20 protein-coding genes are annotated in these 19,833 nt (G+C 64.7%); 3 read left to right on the top strand and 17 right to left on the bottom strand.

The window, feature by feature from the left end; all coding sequences use genetic code 11:
* Positions 1–9: 9 nt before the first annotated feature.
* The 8 genes from FHR27_RS20075 to FHR27_RS20040 all read right to left on the bottom strand — a co-directional run bounded on the left by FHR27_RS20075 (position 10) and on the right by FHR27_RS20040 (position 7,949).
* Positions 10–522, bottom strand: coding sequence for a chemotaxis protein CheW (locus tag FHR27_RS20075; RefSeq protein WP_042555929.1), 513 nt, complete (start codon positions 520–522; stop codon positions 10–12).
* Positions 519–2,690, bottom strand: coding sequence for a chemotaxis protein CheA (locus FHR27_RS20070; RefSeq protein WP_042555930.1), 2,172 nt, complete (start codon positions 2,688–2,690; stop codon positions 519–521). The genes FHR27_RS20075 and FHR27_RS20070 overlap by 4 nt, the downstream gene beginning before the upstream one ends.
* A 5-nt stretch (positions 2,691–2,695) precedes the next feature.
* Positions 2,696–3,016 (bottom strand): STAS domain-containing protein, encoded by a 321-nt coding sequence (locus tag FHR27_RS20065; protein WP_042555931.1) that lies wholly within the window; start codon positions 3,014–3,016, stop codon positions 2,696–2,698.
* Positions 3,013–3,381, bottom strand: coding sequence for a response regulator (locus FHR27_RS20060; RefSeq protein ID WP_042555932.1), 369 nt, complete (start codon positions 3,379–3,381; stop codon positions 3,013–3,015). Before FHR27_RS20060 ends, FHR27_RS20065 begins: the two co-directional genes overlap by 4 nt.
* Positions 3,382–3,390: 9 nt before the next feature.
* Positions 3,391–4,110, bottom strand: a complete 720-nt coding sequence (locus FHR27_RS27360) for a methyl-accepting chemotaxis protein (RefSeq protein ID WP_444964389.1) — start codon at positions 4,108–4,110, stop codon at positions 3,391–3,393.
* A gap of 621 nt (positions 4,111–4,731) precedes the next feature.
* A complete protein-coding gene (locus tag FHR27_RS20050) occupies positions 4,732–5,370 on the bottom strand; it encodes a response regulator (RefSeq protein ID WP_042555934.1) in 639 nt (212 codons plus the stop codon).
* Between the two features lie 10 nt (positions 5,371–5,380).
* Complete coding sequence (locus FHR27_RS20045) at positions 5,381–6,106, bottom strand: sensor histidine kinase (RefSeq protein ID WP_042555935.1); 726 nt, start codon at positions 6,104–6,106, stop codon at positions 5,381–5,383.
* 646 nt (positions 6,107–6,752) lie between these two features.
* Positions 6,753–7,949, bottom strand: a complete 1,197-nt coding sequence (locus FHR27_RS20040) for a class I SAM-dependent rRNA methyltransferase (RefSeq protein WP_042555936.1) — start codon at positions 7,947–7,949, stop codon at positions 6,753–6,755.
* A 232-nt stretch (positions 7,950–8,181) separates the two neighbouring features.
* Here FHR27_RS20040 and FHR27_RS20035 point away from each other — a divergent pair, with 232 nt between their 5' ends.
* The 3 genes from FHR27_RS20035 to FHR27_RS20025 all read left to right on the top strand — a co-directional run bounded on the left by FHR27_RS20035 (position 8,182) and on the right by FHR27_RS20025 (position 10,399).
* Positions 8,182–9,048 (top strand): HDOD domain-containing protein, encoded by an 867-nt coding sequence (locus FHR27_RS20035; RefSeq protein ID WP_218878506.1) that lies wholly within the window; start codon positions 8,182–8,184, stop codon positions 9,046–9,048.
* An 80-nt stretch (positions 9,049–9,128) separates the two neighbouring features.
* Positions 9,129–9,941: a bifunctional DNA-formamidopyrimidine glycosylase/DNA-(apurinic or apyrimidinic site) lyase gene (gene mutM, locus FHR27_RS20030; protein ID WP_042555938.1), complete on the top strand. Its 813-nt coding sequence runs from the start codon at positions 9,129–9,131 to the stop codon at positions 9,939–9,941.
* Positions 9,942–10,057: 116 nt separating this feature from the next.
* The gene (locus FHR27_RS20025; protein ID WP_042555939.1) at positions 10,058–10,399 is read left to right on the top strand and encodes a hypothetical protein; all 342 of its coding nucleotides are present in this window, start codon (positions 10,058–10,060) and stop codon (positions 10,397–10,399) included.
* A gap of 82 nt (positions 10,400–10,481) precedes the next feature.
* Here the strand turns inward: FHR27_RS20025 and ggt are convergent, their stop codons facing one another.
* The 9 genes from ggt to FHR27_RS19980 all read right to left on the bottom strand — a co-directional run bounded on the left by ggt (position 10,482) and on the right by FHR27_RS19980 (position 19,679).
* A complete protein-coding gene (ggt, locus tag FHR27_RS20020) occupies positions 10,482–12,176 on the bottom strand; it encodes a gamma-glutamyltransferase (RefSeq protein WP_179539373.1) in 1,695 nt (564 codons plus the stop codon).
* Positions 12,177–12,178: 2 nt separating this feature from the next.
* A complete protein-coding gene (locus FHR27_RS20015) occupies positions 12,179–12,430 on the bottom strand; it encodes a YfhL family 4Fe-4S dicluster ferredoxin (protein WP_042555940.1) in 252 nt (83 codons plus the stop codon).
* A gap of 152 nt (positions 12,431–12,582) precedes the next feature.
* The gene (gene coaD, locus FHR27_RS20010; protein WP_042555941.1) at positions 12,583–13,065 is read right to left on the bottom strand and encodes a pantetheine-phosphate adenylyltransferase; all 483 of its coding nucleotides are present in this window, start codon (positions 13,063–13,065) and stop codon (positions 12,583–12,585) included.
* A gap of 121 nt (positions 13,066–13,186) precedes the next feature.
* On the bottom strand, positions 13,187–14,614 hold the full coding sequence (locus FHR27_RS20005; protein ID WP_042555942.1) for a coniferyl aldehyde dehydrogenase: 1,428 nt from the start codon (positions 14,612–14,614) through the stop codon (positions 13,187–13,189).
* A gap of 11 nt (positions 14,615–14,625) precedes the next feature.
* Complete coding sequence (locus FHR27_RS20000) at positions 14,626–15,654, bottom strand: hydrolase (RefSeq protein WP_042555943.1); 1,029 nt, start codon at positions 15,652–15,654, stop codon at positions 14,626–14,628.
* A gap of 22 nt (positions 15,655–15,676) precedes the next feature.
* Positions 15,677–16,243: a hypothetical protein gene (locus tag FHR27_RS19995; protein ID WP_179539372.1), complete on the bottom strand. Its 567-nt coding sequence runs from the start codon at positions 16,241–16,243 to the stop codon at positions 15,677–15,679.
* On the bottom strand, positions 16,236–16,841 hold the full coding sequence (rsmD, locus tag FHR27_RS19990; RefSeq protein ID WP_042555945.1) for a 16S rRNA (guanine(966)-N(2))-methyltransferase RsmD: 606 nt from the start codon (positions 16,839–16,841) through the stop codon (positions 16,236–16,238). Before rsmD ends, FHR27_RS19995 begins: the two co-directional genes overlap by 8 nt.
* Positions 16,841–18,331 carry a M16 family metallopeptidase gene (locus FHR27_RS19985; RefSeq protein ID WP_179539371.1) on the bottom strand — a complete coding sequence of 497 codons (1,491 nt, stop codon included), beginning with the start codon at positions 18,329–18,331 and terminating at the stop codon, positions 16,841–16,843. The genes rsmD and FHR27_RS19985 overlap by 1 nt, the downstream gene beginning before the upstream one ends.
* The gene (locus tag FHR27_RS19980; RefSeq protein ID WP_042555947.1) at positions 18,324–19,679 is read right to left on the bottom strand and encodes a M16 family metallopeptidase; all 1,356 of its coding nucleotides are present in this window, start codon (positions 19,677–19,679) and stop codon (positions 18,324–18,326) included. Before FHR27_RS19980 ends, FHR27_RS19985 begins: the two co-directional genes overlap by 8 nt.
* Between the last annotated feature and the right edge of the window lie 154 nt (positions 19,680–19,833).

The following is a 19,833-nucleotide window of genomic DNA, read 5'->3' as shown; positions in this document are numbered from 1 at the left end:
CGGGTGAGATCAAGGCCGTACGGTTCTGCCGACGTCGCTGGTGGTGGAGGTGCCAAGTGTTTCCAGATCGAGTACCTGATCGAGTGCCAGGAGCGTGACGAAGCGATCGTCCAGGCGAACGACACCGGTGATGAATTCGCTGCGCAGATGGCTGCCGAAAGCCGGTGCCGGCTGGATCTCGTGCGGGCTGATCTCACGCACTGCGCTGACTGCATCGACCAGCACGCCGAGAGGCTGCGGACGATCCTCGTCGGGTACGTCGAGAATGACGATGCAGGTGCGTTTGCCGAGCGTCGTACGCTCGCCGCTGAAGCGCGCCAGCAGATCGATCACCGGCACCACGGCACCGCGCAGGTTGGTCGCGCCGCGCACCGTGGGCGGCATGCGCGGCACCGGAGTGAAGCGGGTGTACTCGAGGATCTCACGTACGCTCAGGGTATCGACGGCGTAGTGCTCGCCGGCCAGGATGAAGGTCAGGTACTGGTGTGCGGTGGACTCGTGCCCAAGCGTTGCCATGTTCATGCTTCGAGCCTCGCCCGGCGCGGGGCTTCCGGGGTGCTGGTGAGTTGGGTGAGCAGGCTGGGAATGTCGAGGATCAAGGCCACCGCGCCGTCACCGAGAATGGTGAAGCCGCCGAGGCCCGGGCAGCTGGAGAACACCTTGCCCGGTGGCTTGATGACCGTCTGGAATTCACCGAGCAACTGATCGACCACCAGCCCGGCGCGCAGACCTGCCTGTTGCACCACCACCACGCTCTCGCGCCGTGGCGCCGGGCTGTCGTCCTCGAACAGCTCGCGCAGGCGGACGATGGGCAACATCTGCCCGCGCAGTTCGAGATGCCCGCGTTCCAGCAGGGTGTCGGCCTGCAGCTCGATGCATTCCTCCACCAGCTCCAGCGGAATCACGTAGCCGGCCTGGCCGACGCTGACCAGGAAGCCGTCGATGATCGCCAGGGTCAGGGGCAGGCGGATACGGATGCGCGTGCCCTGGCCGAGGCTGCTGTCCAGCTCGATGGTGCCGCGCAGGGCGGCGATGTTGCGCTTGACCACGTCCATGCCGACGCCGCGTCCGGACAGGTTGCTGACCTGCTCGGCGGTGGAGAAGCCGGGCTCGAAGATCAGCGCGAAGATTTCCTTCTCGGTCAGCGTCTGGCCCTCGCCGACCAGGCCGCGTTCACGGGCTTTGGCGAGGATGCGCTGTGAGTCGAGGCCGCCGCCGTCGTCGCTGACCTCGAGGATGATGCTGCCGGCATCGTGGTAGGCGTTCAGCGAGACGTTGCCCTGGGCGGGCTTGCCCCGTGCCAGGCGCGTGTCGACCGGTTCGATGCCATGATCCATGGCGTTGCGTACCAGGTGCGTCAGCGGGTCGGTGATGCGCTCGACCACGGTCTTGTCGAGCTCGGTCTCGCCGCCGCTGATGGACAGGGCGATGTCCTTGCCGAGCTCGCCGGACACGTCGCGCACCACGCGCTGGAAGCGGTTGAAGGTGCTGCCGATCTGCACCATGCGCAGCGGCAGTGCCGAGTCGCGGACTTCTTCCACGAGTCGCGAAAGCAGCTCGGTGGCTTCGAGCATTTCCGGGTGGCCGCAGTTCTGCGCGGTCATGCGCGCGCCGGCACCGGCGATGATCAGTTCACCCACCAGGTCGATCAGGCGATCCAGCTTGCCGGCATCGACGCGGATCAGGCTGTTCTCGTTGCTGCGGTTTTCCTTGATCTGCTGCTGTTTCTGCAGCGCGGCGGCGATCACCGGTGGTTGCACCAGGCTCTCTTCCACCAGCACCCGGCCGATCGGACGCGGCTCGTCGCGCTCCTGGCCCTGCACCTGGGCGTGCAGCACGTCCTGCAGTTCGCTGGCGGTCAGGGTGCCGCAACGCATGAGGATTTCGCCCAGACGCATGTCTTCTTCGGGCAGGGCGCGGATCAGCTCCAGGTACTCGTCCGACTTGCTGTTGGGCGGCAGGATGCGGATCAGGCTGTCTTCACGGACGAACTCGAAGGCACCGTCGATGGTGGCCTTGTCGGCGTCACTGGCGAAGGCGACCTCGAAACCCAGGTAGCAGGTTTCCGGGTCCATCTCGGCGGCTGCGGGGATGCGATCGAGCAGCGGAACGATGCTGATGATGCGGCCGAAGGTATTCAGGTAGCGGAACAGACCCAGCGGGTCCATGCCGTTGCGCAGGGTGTCGGGGCCGAAGCGCAGGGACAGGTGCCAGTGGTCGGCACCAACGCCCGGACCATGGCCGCGTTCGATACGTGTGGCGGCGGCCGGCACGCGTCCGGCGTCCGCTGCGGGGGCCAGGTAATGAGTGAGACGCTCACCCAGTTGCTCGTGCAGCGCCTGGGTATCGGGGTCCATGCACTGCAGGTCGGTGCCGCCGTCGACCAGCGCGACCAGGCGCGCCAGGTGGTCGCCCACCTGCAGGAAGAGGGCGGTCATCTCCTTGTCGAAGTGCAGCTCGCCAGTGCGCACCCGGTCCAGCACGCTTTCGGCGATATGGGTGAAGGCGACGATCACGTCGAGGCCGAACAGCCCTGCCGAACCCTTGATGGTGTGGGCGGCACGAAAGATCGCGTTGATGGTGTCGGCATCGCCCGGGCTGTTTTCCAGCTGCAGCAGGGCTTCTTCCATCTGCTGCAACAGCTCCTGGCTTTCGGCGATGAAGATCTGCAGCACTTCGTCCATGTTCATGGTGACTACTCGCTCGCCGGCTTGATCAGGATGGGGTCGCCGAAAAAGGTGCCGAGCCCGCTCAGCTCGAAGGCTTCGATCACGGCCGGGCTGTGGTTGGTCAGGCGCAGGTCGCAGCTCATCCGCGTGGCTTCCTGCTTGGCCAGAATCAGCAACTGCAGGCCTGCGCAATCGAGTTCATCCACCGCCCCGAGGTCGAGTTCCACTTCGGTACCCGGGGCCAGTACCTGAGTCAGCAGCTCCATGTGCTCGGCCGCGCTGTAGATGGTCAGGCCACCCTCCAGTGGCAGGATGCGGTAGAGGTTCTCTGCCGACGCGGTGTTCATGGCAGGATCAGCTTGGACACGGCAGTGAGCATTTGCGCCGGCTGGAAGGGCTTGACCACCCAGGCCTTGGCACCCGCTGCGCGTCCTTCCTCCTTCTTCGCTTCGCCCGCCTCGGTGGTGAGCATGATCACCGGGGTGAATTTGTAGGCGGGCATCTGCTTGACCTGTTTGACGAAGGTGATGCCGTCCATGTTCGGCATGTTCACGTCACTGATGATCAGGTGCACCTTGCGGCCATCGAGCTTGCTCAGGGCATCCTTGCCGTCACAGCCCTCGATGACCTGATAGCCGGCCCCACGGAGCGTAATGCTGACGACCTGACGGATGGAGGTGGAGTCGTCGACGATGAGTACGGTCTTGCTCATGGGGGAACCTCAGAAAAACGTGATTTCAGAATCGTTGCGCCTGGCGGAGCTGTCGCCGCGATGCACGTCGTGCTGCTCGGGTGTGGTGTAGGTCTGGGCCAGCTCGCGCAGCCAGCGCTCGACATCCAGCGGCGCCGGGCTCAGGCCCTGGCGACGCTGGGCGTTGCGTTCGTGGAGGTAGGCGAGCAGTTTTTCCTGGTCACCGGCGATGTGGCCGAGCATCTGGCTGGTGCGGTCCTGGAATTGCAGCGCCACCAGTACTTCGGCGATGTCCTGGGCGACGGCTTCGCTCTGTGCGCGCATCGTTTCGTTGTGATTGACGATGTCGGTGGCGTTCTGGTTGAAGCGGTTGATCACCCCGGCAATGACTTCACTGGCCTTGTTCAGGGTGGCGGTGTCGGTCTTGGTGTATTCCTGGGAAATGCTCAGGGTCTTGTGGATGGCGTCGTTGACGATCACCACGGTCTCGCCGATGCGTTGCCCGGTGGCCCCCGACATCGACGAGAGCTTGCGCACTTCGTCGGCGACCACGGCGAAGCCGCGGCCGCTTTCGCCCGCGCGAGCCGCTTCGATGGCTGCGTTGAGGGCCAGCAGGTTGGTCTGTTTGGCGATGTTGGCGACATCCTGCGCCATGTCCTGCAACTGCTCGGTGAAGGTGGAAAGCTGCATGACTTCCTTGAGCAGCGATTCCTTGCTGGCCAGTGCTTCGCGCAGGGCCAGGACGATCATGTCCAACTCGTATTCACAGGTCGACAACAGCGCCACCAGGCGTTTGCCCGCCTCACGCTCCGTGCTGCCGCCAAGGCTGTTCTGGATGCGCGTGGCCAACAGGGCAAAGCGCTCGCTGAGGGCGCTGATGGATTCTTCGGTGTGGCTGCGCGCGGTCTCGATCTGCTGTGACCAGAGCGGCAGGGTCTGCTCGCAGAGGCGATCGAGATTGTCGGCGTGGGCCGCGCTGGGTGCGTCCGGCTCCGCGTCGATGGATTGCAGCGAGGCCTGCGTCGAGGTTTGCTTGCGCAGCACCACAATCGCCACGGTGCCAAGCACGATCAGGCCACACAGCACGGGGAGCGTGCCCAGTATGCCCTGGCCGACCAGCAGTACGGCGGCGATGCCGGCAACCAGAATCAGCGACGGGGCAATCAGGTGAGAGGTTCTATCTTGCACGTCATCGCTCCGCGGTGGACTGGACTCATGTCTCCACGGAACGGGTATCGGGCGGGGGCTTCCTACGCGGTGACCAGTCATTCCTTTGGACGTCCGCAGCATGCATTAAGCATCCAAGCAGGCGGCATCGGGTATTGCTGATTTATCGGTGTGCATAAATACCGATAAAGACTAGGGATATTCTTATCTGTATTCGGATTCGATGAGGCTGGAGGCGAACTTGATCAGGTCGGCATTGCTGGAGAAGCTCATCTTCTCCATCAGATTGATCTTATGAGTACTGACCGTCTTGTTGCTGATCATCAGCTGTTCGGCGATGTGATTCACGCTCAGCCCGCCGGCGAGTAACCGCATGATCTGGAACTCGCGATTGGTCAGGCTGTCGAGCCCGTTGCGGGTGCTTGGCTTGAGGCTGCTGAGGGCGATCGGCTCCATCAGGTCGGGATCGATGTAGCGGGCGCCGCCGCTGACCTTTCTGACCGCATCGATGAGGGCTTCCGGTGACTGGCTCTTGGTCAGGTAGCCAGCTGCCCCGCAGCGCAGCACGCGCATGGCGACGTGCGGGTCGCTGTGCATGCTCAGCACCAGAATCGGCAGGGTCGGGTACTGGTGGTTGATCCGGGCGATCAGCGCCTCTCCGCTCAGGCCGGGCATGCTGATGTCGAGCAGCAGCAGATCCACCGGGGTGACGCGCAGTCGTTCGAGGGCCTGCGGGCCATCGGCCGCTTCTGCGGCGATGTGGATGTCGTTGTAGAGCTCGAACAGGCGTTTCAGCCCTTCGCGCATGATCATGTGGTCGTCGGCGATCATCAGATTGATCATGGAGGGGTCCTTAAGAGCGGGGTTTTACCGGGAAAATCGCCTGCACGATGGTGCCTTGGCCGGGGTGGCTGAAAATGATCACCGGTCCGCCCAGGCGCTTGCCGCGTTCGCGCATGCCGGACAATCCGGTGGAGTCCGGCAAGGTATCGCTGAGGGTGAAGCCGCAGCCGTCGTCGGAAATTTCCAGCACGTAATCGTTGTCGCGCCGTTCGAGACTGACCGCCGCCCAACTGGCATTGGCGTGGCGCAGGATATTGGTCAGCGATTCCTGCACGATGCGGTACAGGTGCGAAGCCTGGTCGGGGGCGAGGTCGATCGGTGTGGAGGGCAGGCTGCAGCGACAGGTGATTCCAGACAGTTGCCGGAACTCCTCGGCGAGGGTCTGCAGGGTGTTTTCGAGGTCCTCTTGCAAGCGTCCGATGGGGCCGCCGAACTGGACGTCGCGTATGGCATCGATGGCACTGTGGGAAATGTTGATCAGGTGAAGAATCTGCTCGCTCAGGTCGGGGCGTTCCCGGCTCAGGTGGATGCGCAGCACGCCGAGCCCATGCTGCAGTGCGGTCAACTGCTGACCCAGCTCGTCATGCAGTTCGCGGGCGATCCGCTTGCGTTCCTGGGCTCTGGCCATGGCATACAGCTTGGCCTGGCGTTTGCGGCGGCGGGCGGCATCGGTGTCCTCGTTCTGCTGTGTCCTGCCTTGGCTGCATCGTTTGGAGAGCATCGTTGCGTCGTTCACGTTGGCTCTTCTCTCTTCTTATGACGGGGTACCGGGTTCTGCCACCGGAGCGTATGCGACGTGGTCGAGTGGAGCGGTAGTGCTGGCAAAAGATGCAGCGAGCGATACACGCAAGAACGAGGTGCGCTTGCCAGCGATCAACCCGTCGTGAGTATTGCTGAGGTGCGACCGCCTCGCTGCGTGAGGTCGGGCCGTACCGGAAGCGGGGATCACTGTCGCCCCCGAGGGCTCGGGGTTGCGCTGGCTCGCTGCTTTGCCTGCCAGTCAGTCAGGGGCCGACTCGTCAGCGGTAGTTGCTGGCGCACCGGTGACCACTGCATGCCGAAGGTGGGGCGAGTGCGGTGACTATCAGGCGCCTGGCGCTGCGCGAAGAGGGGTAGATCATCGGAGTCTGAATTCTGTGCTGATGAGGACTTAGCATATCGTCCACGCCGTTGGTGGTGACAGAAGAAGATGCATCATCATGCGAGGCCCGGGTTTCAGGCCTGCCCAGCAAAGACCGCGCTCGACCCCAAGGGTTCGGCGATGCCCGGCAATCCATCATCGATAATAGGCAATGTGCAACAAATGTCGGCGATAAATCGTTTTCTTGCCGTGTTTGCAGGTGCCTGCCAGCGACCGGCGTCGACTGGCAGGCAACGGCCCGTCAGCTGTTGGGCAGCAACCGGCAGGTGAGGCTCTTGATGTAGCGGGTTTCGCCGATGGCCGGATGCACCGGATGGTCGGGGCCCTGGCCGCCACGTTCGAGCAGCTGGATATTGCGATCGAGGTGGCGTGCACTGGTCAGCAGGATGTTCTGCAGGTTGTCTTCCTCCAGGTGCATCGAGCAACTGGCGCTGACCAGAATGCCGTCCTTGTTGAGCAGGCGCATGGCGGTTTCGTTGAGGCGACGGTAGGCAGCCTCGCCGTTCTTGATGTCCTTCTTGCGCTTGATGAAGGCGGGCGGGTCGGCGATGACCACGTCGAAACGTTCTTCGGCGGACTTGAGTTCGCGCAGCGCAGCGAATACGTCACCCTCCACGCAGGTCATCTTCTCGGCGAAGCCGTTGAGCGTGGCGTTACGCTCGACACCGTCGAGGGCGAAGGCCGAGGCGTCCACGCAGAACACTTCACTGGCGCCGAACGCCGCGGCCTGCACGCCCCAGCCACCGATGTAGCTGAACAGGTCGAGTACCCGCTTGCCCTGCACGTAAGGCGCCAGGCGGGCACGGTTCATGCGGTGGTCGTAGAACCAGCCGGTTTTCTGGCCTTCGATCACCGGTGCTTCGAACTTGACGCCGTTCTCTTCCAGCGCGACCCATTGCGGCACCACACCGAATGCGGTGTCCACATAGCGCTCGAGGCCCTCGGCGTCGCGGGCGGCGGAGTCGTTCTTGAGCAGGATGCCGCTGGGCTTGATCACCTGAATCAGTGCCGCCAGTACGTCATCCTTGTGGCGTTCCATGGTCGCGGAGGCCAGTTGCACCACCAGAATGTCGAAGAAACGGTCGACTACCAGGCCCGGTAACAGGTCGGAGTCGCCGTACACCAGGCGATAGCAGGGTGTGTCGAACAGCCGCTCGCGCAGGCTCAGGGCCACGTTGATGCGATGCACCAACAGGGATTTGTCCAGCACGTGCTTGACGTCACGGGACAGCAGGCGTGCGCAGATCAGGTTGTTCGGGCTGAGAGCGACGATGCCCAGCGGCTTGCCTCCGGCGGCTTCGAGGATCGCCTGATCGCCGGCCTCGAAGGCGTTGAGCGGCGTGACGGCAACATCGATTTCGTTGCTGTAGACCCACAGATGACCGGCGCGCAGGCGTCGGTCGGCGTTGGCTTTCAGGCGCAGGCTGGGCAGGGACATGGTGGGCTCCGTCGAGAAAAACGCGCATTCTAAACGAGCGGCCCGCTGGGCGCTTGGTGACAGTCGAAAAAGCCGGCCGCCGGTCCAATGTCCGTGAGTCCGGCGCTTGGTTCAGCGGCCTGGATTGGACGTGAGGCGATGACCGGTAAATTTACTCTGTAACCGTCGGGTAAAAGTCATCTGCCACAGGGTAAACTGTGCGCTCCATCACCTTTCATGCCCCGCATCCCCCATGGAAAAAGAACTCTCCGCCGAGCAGATCCAGACGTTTCTGCAGGGCATCAGCGTGCCGCCGCAACCGCAGATCATGGTTGACCTGCAGTTCGAGCAATACATGCCCAGCCCGGACCTCAAGGCCATTGCGCGGCTGATCAGCCAGGATCCGGGGCTTTCCGGTGCCTTGCTGAAGATCGTCAATTCGCCGTATTTCGGCCTGGCCAACCGCATCGGCTCGATCCAGCGGGCGGTCAACCTGCTGGGCAGTCGCTCGGTGATCAACATGGTCAACGCGCTGTCGATCCGTGGCGAGATGAGCGACGACACCATCGTCACCCTCAACCGCTTCTGGGACACCGCCCAGGATGTGGCCATGACCTGTCTAACCCTGGCCAAACGCATCGGCTACGAGTCCGTGGACGAGGCCTATACCCTGGGCCTGTTCCACAACTGCGGCATCCCGCTGATGCTCAAGCGCTTTCCCGATTACATGACGGTGCTCGAGGAGTCCTACGCCAGCGCCAGTGCCGAGCGGCGCATCGTCGACACCGAGAACCGCCTGCTCAACACCAATCATGCGGTGGTCGGCTACTACACGGCAAAATCCTGGAACCTGCCCCTTCATCTGTGCGATGCCATCGCCAATCATCACAATGCCCTGGCCATCTTCGCCGATGAAAACGACCGTGACGCGCAACTGAAGAACCTGCTGGCGATCCTCAAGATGGCCGAGCACATCTGCCGCAGTTATCAGGTGTTGGGCAACCAGAGCGAGGATCACGAGTGGCAGAGCATCGAGCCGCTGATCCTCGATTATGTCGGGCTCTCCAACTATGACTTCGAGAGCCTGCGCGAGAGCATTCGCGACCTCGGCGCCGCCTGACCCGCGCCCTCGTCGACGGTTGACGCCACGACCTGGCAGCGCCTAGGGTTGCTGCCTTGCCTCTTGCCGAAGTAGTCGCCATGCCCGAATTGCCAGAAGTCGAAACCACCCGTCGTGGTATCGCGCCCTATCTTGAAGGCCAGCGCGTCAGCCGGGTGATCGTCCGTGAGCGGCGCCTGCGCTGGCCGATCCCCGAAGATCTCGATGTGCGCCTGTCCGGGCAGCGTATCGAGAAGGTGGAGCGTCGTGCCAAGTACCTGTTGATCAAGGCCGAGGTCGGCACGCTGATCAGCCATCTGGGGATGTCCGGCAACCTGCGCCTGGTCGAGGTCGGCTTGCCGGCTGCCAAGCACGAGCACGTCGATATCGAGCTGGAGTCGGGCCTGGCACTGCGTTACACCGACCCGCGTCGCTTCGGCGCGCTGCTGTGGAGTGAGTTGCCGCTGGAACATGAGCTGCTGGCGCGGCTGGGGCCGGAGCCGCTGACCGATCTGTTCGATGGCGAACGCCTGTATCAGCTGTCCCGCGGCAAGGCTGTGGCGATCAAGCCGTTCATCATGGACAACGCCGTGGTGGTCGGGGTGGGCAATATCTATGCGACCGAGGCGTTGTTCGCTGCGGGTATCGATCCACGCCGTGCCGCCGGTACGGTGTCGCGAGCACGCTACGTGCGCCTCGCCCACGAGATCAAGCGCGTGCTGGCCCACGCCATCGAGCGCGGCGGCACTACCCTGCGCGATTTCGTCGGCGGCGACGGCCAGCCTGGCTACTTCCAGCAGGAGCTGTTCGCCTATGGCCGCGGCGGCCAGTTCTGCAAGGTTTGTGGCAGCACGCTACGCGAGGTCAAGTTGGGGCAGCGGGCCAGCGTCTATTGCCCAAAGTGTCAGCGCTAGCCCATTCGTTCCTATGGAATGACCAGTTGCTCAGCGATTGACGGCCATCACGCGACAATCGCCCGCTCACTGATATAGTTACCTACATTGTCCGTATACCTTCGAAGGATCGCCCCATGAAACTGTTTCGCTCTTGCGCTGCTGTTGTGGCGCTGACTGCTGCCTCGCTGGCGCTGACTGCCAACGCGCAAGAAGTGCAGCAGAACGTCAGTGGAGACCCGCTTTACACCGTTCAGGCCCCGGATGGTTTCGCCATGATCGGTGACCTGCTGATCGCACGCCCGCTGCTGATCGGCGCTACGGCCATCGGCGCAGTCGCTTTTGTCGTCGCTCTACCGTTCACCGCGATGGGCGGCGGCATCGGCGCCACCGGTCGTGCGCTGGTGGTCGAACCTGGCAAGGCGGCTTTCGTGCGTTGCCTGGGCTGCACCGGGGATGGTTACAACCAGCGCCAGTAATTTTATGCGCGCGAACCAGAAGCCCCCTGACTCTCATCGAGTCAGGGGGCTTTTTGTTGAGTTTCGATCTGCCGGCTGAGCGTTACCGTGCCTTTTGCACGTCGCTGCTGCCGACGCCACGGGGGTCGCTGGCCGCTTCCACCTTGCCGCTGGTCTTGTTCCAGCGCAGCACCTGCTGATTGCCGTATGTCCGCTCCAGCGCCTTCAGGCTGTAGCCACGGGCCTGCAGATCGGCGATCTGCTCGGCGCTGAAGGTCTGCGGTTCGTGTTCGATGACGTCCGGCAGGTACTGGTGGTGATAGCGCGGTACCGCTGGCCAGCGCTCGATCGGTTGGCCGTCGAGGTACTCGAGGATCGACAGCAGCACCATGCTCGGAATACGGCTGCCGCCTGGCGTGCCGAAACTGGTGAATTCGCCGGGACTTTCCACGAAGGTCGGGCTCATGCTCGACAGTGGTCGCTTGCCGGCGGCGATGGCGTTGGCGTGGCTGCCGGTCAGGCCGTAGGCGTTGGCACCTGCCAGATCGGCGGCGAAATCGTCCATTTCATCGTTGAGCAGCACGCCGGTGCCGGGCACGGTGAAGGCGGCGCCAAACGGCAGATTGATCGACAGGGTGGCGCTTACCGCGTTACCGCTGGCGTCCAGTACGGTGAAGTGAGTGGTGTGGTCGCCTTCCTTCCAGGTACCGGCGGGCGGCAGTTCGCTGCTCGGCGTGGCCCGCTGCGGGTCGATGCCGTCACTCAGGCGCTGCAGATAGTCCGGGTTGAGCAGGCTGGCCGTTGGGCTGTCGACGAAATCCGGGTCGCCCAGCAGGCCGCGGTCGCGGTAGACGCGGCGCAGGGTTTCCACCACCAGATGGCTGCGCTGCACCGGTTCTGCCTCCCGCCAGGGCAGGCGCTGCAGAATCAGCAGGCTCTGAGCCAGAGCCAGGCCGCCGGCCGAGGGGGGCGGTGCGCTGATCAGCTCGCGGCCTTCGGCCAGCGGTACACGAATGGGTTGGCGCTGCACGGTTCGGTAGTCGGCCAGGTCCTGCAGCGTCCAGATCCCACCCGCAGCACGCACGCCGGCCACCAGCCGTTCGGCCAGTGGCCCGGCATAGAAGCCATTGCGGCCTTCGCGCGCAATTATCAGCAGGGTGTCGGCCAGCTCCGGCTGGCGCAGCAGCGTGCCCTCTGCGGGCACCGCGCCGTCGCTCAGGAACAGCCGTGCGGTTTCTGCATCGTCACGCATGGCCGCCAGGCGCATTTCGGCACGCTCGCGGTATATGCGGTCGACCGGAAAGCCTTCGCGGGCCAGGCGGATCGCCGGGGCCAGGCTGTCGCGCAACGGCAGGCGACCGTGTTGCTCAGCCAGTTCCACCAGCGCCGCAGGCAGGCCCGGGATGGCTGCTGCCAGGGCGCCATCGCGGGACAGCGCCGCCTGCACTTGCCCATCGCGTCGATAGAGGTCGGCATGGGCAGCGCCAGGCGCGCGTTCGCGGGCGTCGAGAAAATCGTAACTGGAGTCGGCCTTGCGCAGCAGGAAGAAACCACCGCCGCCGAGGCCCGAACCATAGGGTTCGACCACTGCGAGAGCCGCACTGATGGCGACTGCAGCGTCGAAGGCATTGCCGCCCAGTGCCAGGGTTTCTCGGCCAGCTACCGTGGCTGCCGGGTGCGCGGTGGTGATGGCGCTGCGCCCAGGCTGCTCGCTGGCCTGCAGGCCGAGGCTGCACAGCAGGAACAGCGTACTGAACAGCGCCGAGATGGCGTTCCGGCCGCGGGTGGAGCGGCCCACACTCACGCCTTGCCGGTAAGGATCTGGTACTTCTCCATCAACTGCTCCTTGCTCTCGACGTTGTTTTCGTCGAGGGGAATGCAGTCCACGGGGCAGACCTGCTGGCACTGGGGCTCGTCGTAATGGCCCACGCATTCGGTACACAGGTTGGGGTCGATCACGTAGATCTCCTCACCCTGGGAGATCGCCGCGTTCGGGCACTCAGGTTCGCAGACGTCGCAGTTGATGCAATCGTCGGTGATGATCAGGGACATGAAAGGCAAGCTCCTGCCGGGCCACTGGCCGCGACACATTCAAACAGGAATGCAGGATTGTGCCGGATTGTCGTCGCCAGCGCACGCTCGGGCGCCGTACGGAATGACGCCCCTGCGCAGCGTGTGGGATTGCCCGCGCGCTGCTTCAGGGATCACTGCGCCTTGAAGCGTTCGCTCAGGGCCTGTGCCACGGCGGGGTGGACGAACTTGGTGATGTCGCCGCCGAGGTTGGCGATTTCCCGCACCAGGGTGGAGGAAATGAACGAATACTTCTCCGATGGGGTGAGGAACAGGCTTTCCAGGTCGGGCGCCAGTTGGCGGTTCATGTTCGCCAGCTGGAACTCGTACTCGAAGTCCGATACCGCACGCAGGCCGCGCAGCAGGACGTTGGCCCCCTGTTCCTTGGCGAAGGAGGCGAGCAGCGTGGAGAAGCCGATCACTTCGACGTTGGGCAGGTGCCTGGTGACTTCACGGGCCAGCTCCACGCGTTGCTCGAGGGAGAACAGCGGGTTCTTCTTCGGGCTGGCAGCGACCGCGATGACGACACTGTCGAACAGGCGCGAGGCGCGCTCGACCAGATCGCCGTGCCCCTTGGTAATGGGGTCGAAGGTGCCTGGGTATAACACTCGATTCATCGTGACGTCCTGGCGGGAGCGTTGGGGATTGGGATGGTAGCGCAGCACGCCGGGGCGGGCCAAGTCGACGGTCTGCCGAGCGCTGCGGATGTGGGCGTTAATCGCGCTGCTGAACGGCGCATCAGCGGATGAACAGCTTGTAGACCAGCCTCTGCAGCGCCTTGCCATAGGGCGGGTAGATCAGGCGGGCGGGGTTGAAGCGTTGTTTGGTCAGTACGCCCTTGGCCTTGCTGAAGGTCAGAAAGCCCTCGTGACCGTGGTAGTGGCCCATGCCCGAGGCACCGACGCCGCCGAAGGGCATGTCGTCCTGAGCGACATGCAGCAGGGTGTCGTTCAGGCATACGCCGCCGGAGTGGCTGTGGTGGAGCACGTGTTGCTGCTCGCGGCGGTCGTAGCCGAAGTAGTAGAGCGCCAGCGGCCTTGGGCGCGCGGCGATGTACGCCAGCGCGTCGTCGAGCCTGTCGTAGGGCACGACTGGCAGCAGCGGGCCGAAGATTTCGTCCTGCATCACCTGCATGCTGTCGTCGACATTCAGCAGCAGGCTATGGGGCATGCGCCGGTCCGCGCACTCGGCGGCCAGCGGAATCACCATCGCGCCCTTGTCACGGGCGTCGTCCAGATAACCGAGCAGGCGCTGCCGCTGGCGGGCGTTGATGATGCTGGTGTAGTCCGGGTTGCCCTCGATCTGTGGATAGAAACGCTGCACCGCACGGCGATAGGCGTCGACGAAGCCCTCCATCCGCTGGCGCGGCACCAGCACGTAGTCAGGAGCCACGCAGGTCTGGCCAGCGTTCAGGGTCTTGCCGAAAGCGATGCGTTCGGCAGCGTGCTCCAGCGGGACGTCGCTGGACACGATTGCGGGTGATTTGCCACCCAGCTCCAGGGTAACCGGGGTAAGGTTCTCGGCGGCGGCTCGCATCACGTGGCGGCCGATGCTGGTGGCGCCGGTGAACAGCAGATGGTCGAACGGCAGTTTCGCGAAGGCCATGCCGACATCGGCTTCGCCGAGTACCACGCTGACCAGGTCTTCCGGGAAGATGCTCGCCAGCATGTCCTTGAGGCGCTGCGACGTCTGCGGGGTGGCCTCGCTGAGCTTGAGCATCACCCGGTTGCCGGCGGCCAAGGCGCCGACCAGCGGTGCGATGGCGAGAAATAGCGGGTAGTTCCACGGCACGATGATGCCGACCACCCCCAGCGGCTGATAGATCACCCGCGCCGAGGCCGGCATGAAGGGCAGGCCGACATGCCGACGCGAAGGCTTCATCCAGCGGCGCAGGCGTTTGCGGGTATAGCGGATGCCGTGCACGGTGGGGAGCATTTCGGCGAGCAGGGTTTCATCGGCGCTGCGATTGCCAAAGTCCTCGCTGATGCAGCGAACCAGCTCATCCTGATCGCTGAGCAGGCGAGCCTTGAGGCTGTCGAGCCAGGCGATGCGCTGATCGGCCGAGGGCATCGGGTTGGCCACGAAGGCCTCGCGCTGTGCCTCGAAGCGCTGGTGCAGCGCGTCGATTTGCTGCTCGTTCTGCACGAAACCTGGGTTGTCGGCCATACCTGGCTCCTCTACGAACCGATCGGGATGGCGGGTCGGGGTTGGATACTCCGATCCATCGCCAGCAGCCAGGCGGGGATGCGGCGCTCCAGGTAGTAACCGGGCTGGCGCGCGGTGCCATCGACGAAACCCACGTGACCGCCCCGGGCGTGCAGCTCGAAGGTGATGCAGGGCGCCAGCTCATCGGCCTCGGGCAGGCTGTGGGGGTATACGAACGGGTCGTCGCTGGACTGGATCAGCAGCGTCGGTGTCTGGATGCGCCCCAGGTAATAGCGGCTCGAGGAACGGCGATAGTAGTCGTCGGCGTTTTCGAAACCGTGCAACGGCGCGGTGATGCGGCCGTCGAAATCCCAGAAGGTACGCATGCCGTCCAGCGGGCCGAGCTTTTCCAGGATCGACAGGCGGTCTGCCTGGCCCTGATGGGCGAACAGACGCTGCTTGTCCTTCACGTAGGCGACCATGGCGCGCATGAAGTGCGCCTGATACACCCGAGAGAAACCGACGCCGATGCGATCCGCGCACTGATCGAGGCGAAAGGGCACCGACACCGCGGTGGCAGCCTGCAGGCCGCTTTCGGCGCCACTCTCGCCGAGGTACTTGAGCAACACGTTGCCGCCCAGCGAGTAGCCCACTGCATAGAGCGGCGCCATGGGGCGCTTGGCGCGCAGGTGACGCACGGTTTCGGCAAGGTCTTCGCTGGCCCCGGAGTGATAGCCGCGCGGCAGCAGGTTCGGTTCTCCCGAGCAGCCACGCCAGTTCAGCGCCACGCTGGCCCAGCCCTGGGTTGCCAGCTGGCGCTGGAGGCCGAGTACGTAATGGGAGCTCGATGAGCCGGTCAGGCCATGCAGCACCAGTACCAGAGGTGCATGGGCGTCGTGAGGGCCGTGCCAGTCGAGGTCGAGGAAGTCGCCGTCCTCCAGCCACAGACGCTCGCGTTGGCGTTCGAGGACCGGTGGGCGGCGGCATAGCGAGCCCCACAGCGTTTGCAGATGCGGCCCCGACAGCCACCAGGCGGGGGCGAAGCGCGGTGTGCTGGTCATCGGCAGACGCCTGGTACGCTCATTACCAGCCGAACTCTTCAGCCAGTGACCGTGCGGCAGCGCGCTCACCCAGCAGCGGCTGCAGAGCCGCGACCAGACGCTCGCGGTGCACCGGGTTGACGCTGAAGTCGTCGAGAAAGATGTCGTCGCCAGCGCTGTTCCATACCGCATCGAAGCAGGCCAGGCAGGCAAGCATCTGTTCCAGCCCGCTGAACACCGGCGAAGGCTGCCAGCCGCCAGCCCCGTGGCGATCGTGCAATACCTTGCCGCTGCTTATCTCGAAAATGAACGGGTCACCACCCTGATCGGCTACTACCAGCCAGTCATCGTGCCAGTCCGTCAGGCGCTCGCCGCTCACGCCATGCCAGCGGTAGCCCGCCTGCAGCCTCCACAGACGCGCCAGCGAAGGAATGAAGAACGGGTTGCCGCTGGTTTCCAGTGCGCAGTCATGCGGGCCGATCTCGCGGTAGAAGCGCGCGAGATCGGCAGGCAGGGGAATTTCCCCCTGCCACTCGTCAGCGCCTTGCTCACGCAGGTTCAGGCCCTGATCGACAAGGGCCTGGCGCAGTGCTCGAGTGGCCTCATGCATGGCTGCGCTGCCACAGTGCGTAATGCACCTGGCCGGCTTTCTGTTCACGGTGCAGGCGCCAGTTGCCGGGCATGCCCAGGCTCGACGGCGGCTGCTCGCTCTCGGTATAGACCCAGGCATCGTCGGCCAGCCAGCCGCGCCGTTCGAGCAGCTCGCAAGCAGGCAGGAGCAAGTCCTGGCTGAACGGCGGGTCGAGAAACACCAGATCGAAAGGCACTGCCGGCTGGCCTTGCAGGTAGGCGATGGCATCGCTCTGCAGCACCTGGCCGTTATCGCAGCGCAGGGTCGCCAGATGACCGCGCAGGCTGTTCACCGCTGCCGGGTTGAGATCCAGCGCCAGGGCGCTGCCCGCTCCACGTGACAGGGCCTCGAGAAACAGCGCGCCGCTGCCGGCGAACGGATCGAGGACCTTGGCCGCTTCGACGTAGGGGGCCAGCCAGTTGAACAGGGTTTCCCGCACGCGGTTGGGCGTCGGGCGCAAGCCGTGGGCCATGGGAAAGCCGAACTGCCGGCTGCGCCATTGACCAGCGATGATGCGCAACTGCCCGTCGCCACCATGGGCGACGGGTGGCTTGGCGGGAGTGGGTCGTCTGGCCATCAGTGCTCCGGAACGCCGGTCGGCAATTCGACTGGCTTGTCGGTGGGCGGCGGCAGCTCCTTCTGTTCGACCTCTGGTCCTGCCGTGACGATCACCAGCGCTTCGGGGTCGAGGTGCTTGGCCATGGCGGTTTTCACCTGCTCGACGCTGAGCGCCTGCACCTGGGCCATGAAGTCTTCCAGATAGGTCAGCGGCAGATCGTAGAAGCCGATGGCGCCGAGCTGGCCGACGATGGCGGCGTTACTCGCGGTGGACAGTGGGAAGCTGCCGGCCGTCTCGCGCTTGGCCGCGTCCAGCTCCTCCCGGGTCGGACCGTTGGCGATGAACGCGCCGAGCAGGTCCTTGACCAGTTGCAGGGTGCCATCGCTGAGCTCGGCACGGGTTTGCAGGTTGATCATGAACGGGCCGCGGGCCTGCATGGCACTGAAGCCGGAGTAGACACCGTAGGTCAGGCCGCGCTTCTCGCGCACTTCGGTCATCAGCCGGGTACCGAAACCACCACCGCCGAACACCTGATTGCCCAGGTACAGCGCGGCGTAATCCGGATCCAGGCGGTCGATACCGAGCTGGGCGATCAGCAAGTGGGTCTGGTTGGACGGAAAGTCGATGTGGGTCAGGCCGGCTTTCGGTTCCTCGGGAGCGATGGTCTTGGCCAGCGCCGGGCCCTTGGGCAACGCTGCGGAGACCTCCGCGGCCATCGCCTCGGCTTCTTCCCGAGACAGATCGCCGACCAGCGCGATCACCGCATTGCCGGCGGCATAGGCCTTGGCGTGGAAGGCCTGCAGCTGTTCGCGGCTGATGCCGGGAACCGAAGCGGGGGTGCCTTCGCTGGGATGACCATACGGGTGGTTGCCGTAGAGGCGCTCGAACAACTCGAGGCTGGCCAGCTTGCCGGGGTTCTGCTTCTGGAACTCGAAGCCCGCGAGTACCTGATTCTTGATGCGCACCAGGGAGTCGGCGGGGAAGGTCGGCTGGCCGATCACCTGCTCGAACAGCTTCAGGGCAGGCTGGCGCTGCTCGGCATCGCTGAGGCTACGCAGGCTGGTCACGGCCATGTCGCGGTAAGCACCATTGCCGAATTCGGCGCCTAGGCTTTCGAAGCCCGCTGCGATGGCGCCGACGTCCTTGCCGGGTACGCCTTCGTTGAGCATGGCGTTGGTCAGCATGGCCAGGCCCTGCACGTCACCATCCTGGCTGCTGCCAGCGGCATAGGTCAGGCGCAGGTCGAACATCGGCAGCTCGCGGGCTTCCACGAACAGCACCTTGGCGCCTTCGGCGGTCTGCCAGCTCTGGATGTCCAGCTTGCGCCGCTCGGGCGCCTTGCCATCCAGCTCGGCCAGGGATTGCAACTGGGTGTCATCGGTCTTCGGCGCGTCGGCGGCGGCCGGTGCGGCGTCGGGAGAGCGCTGCACGGTGAAGGTCAGGGCCACCAGCAGGGCGATCAGGAACAGCCCCAGCAGGGCGTAGCGCGGGCCGTTACGCTTACTCATCGCGCTTCTCCTCGGGCAGTACGTGGGCGACGCTGAGGCGGTCGCGGGTGAAATAGGTCTTGGCGGCATTCTGGATATCGGCCGGGGTCACGGCCTCCAGTTCGGCCAGTTCCTGGTCGATCAGTTGCCAGGACAAACCAACGGTTTCCAGTTGGCCGATCGCGGTGGCCTGGCTGGTGATCGAGTCGCGGTCATAGACCAGTTCGGCGATCAGCTGGGCACGCACACGGGCCAGCTCTTCGGCCGACGGCGGGTTCTTCTGCAGGTCTTGAAGCTCGCGCCAGATGCCTGCTTCGGTCTGCTCCAGAGTCTTGCCGGTTTGCACGTTGGGTGTGGCGGAGACCATGAACAGGCTGTCGCCGCGGGTGTAGCCGTTGTACCAGGCGCCTGCCCCGGAAACCAGTTCCTCGCCGCGCTCCAGGCGGGTTGCCAGGCGCGCGCTGTAGCCGCCGTCGAGCAGGGCGGCGATCAGGCGCAGGGCATGCACGTCGCGTGGCGCCTTGGCGGTGGGCAGACCAGGTACGTTGAAGCCCATCATCAGGCTCGGCAACTGGGTCTTGAGGTGCAGGGTGATGCGTCGCTCGCCCGGCGCCGGCAGTTCCAGCGGAATCTTGGCCGCCGGTACCTCACGCTTGGGAATCGCGCCGAAGTAGCGCTGGGCGAGGGCCTTGACCGCATCCGGGGTCACGTCGCCGACCACCACCAGGGTGGCGTTGTTGGGTACGTACCAGGTCTGGTACCAGTGGCGCAGTTCGTCCACGGTCATGCGATCGAGGTCGGCCATCCAGCCGATGGTCGGGATGCTGTAGCCGCTGGCCGGGTAGGCCATGGCCTTGAAGCGCTCGAAGGCCAGGCCCGAGGGCTTGTCGTCGGTGCGCAGGCGGCGCTCTTCCTTGATCACCTCGATCTCGCGGGAGAACTCGTCGGCCGGCAGGCGCAGGCTGGCCAGGCGGTCCGCTTCCAGTTCGAAGGCGACACCCAGGCGATCGCTGGCGAGCACCTGGTAGTAAGCGGTGTAGTCGTCGCTGGTGAAGGCGTTCTCTTCGGCGCCCAGATCGCGCAGCACCCTTGAGGCTTCGCCCGGGCCGAGCTTGCGGCTGCCCTTGAACATCATGTGTTCCAGGGCGTGGGACAGCCCGGTCTGGCCGGCGGTCTCGTAGCTCGAGCCCACCTTGTACCAAAGCTGAGAAACTACCACCGGGGCGCGGTGATCCTCGCGCACGACGACCTTGAGGCCGTTGTCGAGGGTGAATTCATGGGTCGGTTGCGGCGCCGCGGCCTGGGCTGCCAGGGGCAGGGCGCAGACTAGTAGCAGGCCGGCGAGATGGCGGGCGAGTGAACTGGACAAACCTCTCTCCTCGTTGAACCACGGCAAGCGTGGCGATTGCGGCAAGGGTGGGCCGCGCTGATGCAGTGTGCTCGCGCATCGCCGGACGGCGTGCTTGGCTTGGCCGTGAGCGGCGCGGAGGTGCTAGGATACGCATCCGTTTTACCGGCGACCA

This window comes from Pseudomonas flavescens, assembly GCF_013408425.1.
GTDB classification, from domain to species: domain Bacteria; phylum Pseudomonadota; class Gammaproteobacteria; order Pseudomonadales; family Pseudomonadaceae; genus Aquipseudomonas; species Aquipseudomonas fulva_A.
Note: the sequence above shows the minus strand (reverse complement) of the source record. Positions and strands in the feature narration are given on the sequence as shown.

Bases quoted from the DNA above. Each gene is read 5' to 3' on its own strand.
- FHR27_RS20075 (WP_042555929.1), bottom strand. From the start codon at position 522: ATGAACATGGCAACGCTTGGGCACGAGTCCACCGCACACCAGTACCTG.
- FHR27_RS20070 (WP_042555930.1), bottom strand. From the start codon at position 2,690: ATGAACATGGACGAAGTGCTGCAGATCTTCATCGCCGAAAGCCAGGAG.
- FHR27_RS20065 (WP_042555931.1), bottom strand. From the start codon at position 3,016: ATGAACACCGCGTCGGCAGAGAACCTCTACCGCATCCTGCCACTGGAG.
- FHR27_RS20060 (WP_042555932.1), bottom strand. From the start codon at position 3,381: ATGAGCAAGACCGTACTCATCGTCGACGACTCCACCTCCATCCGTCAG.
- FHR27_RS27360 (WP_444964389.1), bottom strand. From the start codon at position 4,110: ATGATCGTCCTGGCCCTGCGCGAAGCACTGGCCAGCAAGGAATCGCTG.
- FHR27_RS20050 (WP_042555934.1), bottom strand. From the start codon at position 5,370: ATGATCAATCTGATGATCGCCGACGACCACATGATCATGCGCGAAGGG.
- FHR27_RS20040 (WP_042555936.1), bottom strand. From the start codon at position 7,949: ATGTCCCTGCCCAGCCTGCGCCTGAAAGCCAACGCCGACCGACGCCTG.
- FHR27_RS20035 (WP_218878506.1), top strand. From the start codon at position 8,182: ATGGAAAAAGAACTCTCCGCCGAGCAGATCCAGACGTTTCTGCAGGGC.
- mutM (WP_042555938.1), top strand. From the start codon at position 9,129: ATGCCCGAATTGCCAGAAGTCGAAACCACCCGTCGTGGTATCGCGCCC.
- FHR27_RS20025 (WP_042555939.1), top strand. From the start codon at position 10,058: ATGAAACTGTTTCGCTCTTGCGCTGCTGTTGTGGCGCTGACTGCTGCC.
- FHR27_RS20015 (WP_042555940.1), bottom strand. From the start codon at position 12,430: ATGTCCCTGATCATCACCGACGATTGCATCAACTGCGACGTCTGCGAA.
- coaD (WP_042555941.1), bottom strand. From the start codon at position 13,065: ATGAATCGAGTGTTATACCCAGGCACCTTCGACCCCATTACCAAGGGG.
- FHR27_RS20005 (WP_042555942.1), bottom strand. From the start codon at position 14,614: ATGGCCGACAACCCAGGTTTCGTGCAGAACGAGCAGCAAATCGACGCG.
- FHR27_RS20000 (WP_042555943.1), bottom strand. From the start codon at position 15,654: ATGACCAGCACACCGCGCTTCGCCCCCGCCTGGTGGCTGTCGGGGCCG.
- FHR27_RS19995 (WP_179539372.1), bottom strand. From the start codon at position 16,243: ATGCATGAGGCCACTCGAGCACTGCGCCAGGCCCTTGTCGATCAGGGC.
- rsmD (WP_042555945.1), bottom strand. From the start codon at position 16,841: ATGGCCAGACGACCCACTCCCGCCAAGCCACCCGTCGCCCATGGTGGC.
- FHR27_RS19985 (WP_179539371.1), bottom strand. From the start codon at position 18,331: ATGAGTAAGCGTAACGGCCCGCGCTACGCCCTGCTGGGGCTGTTCCTG.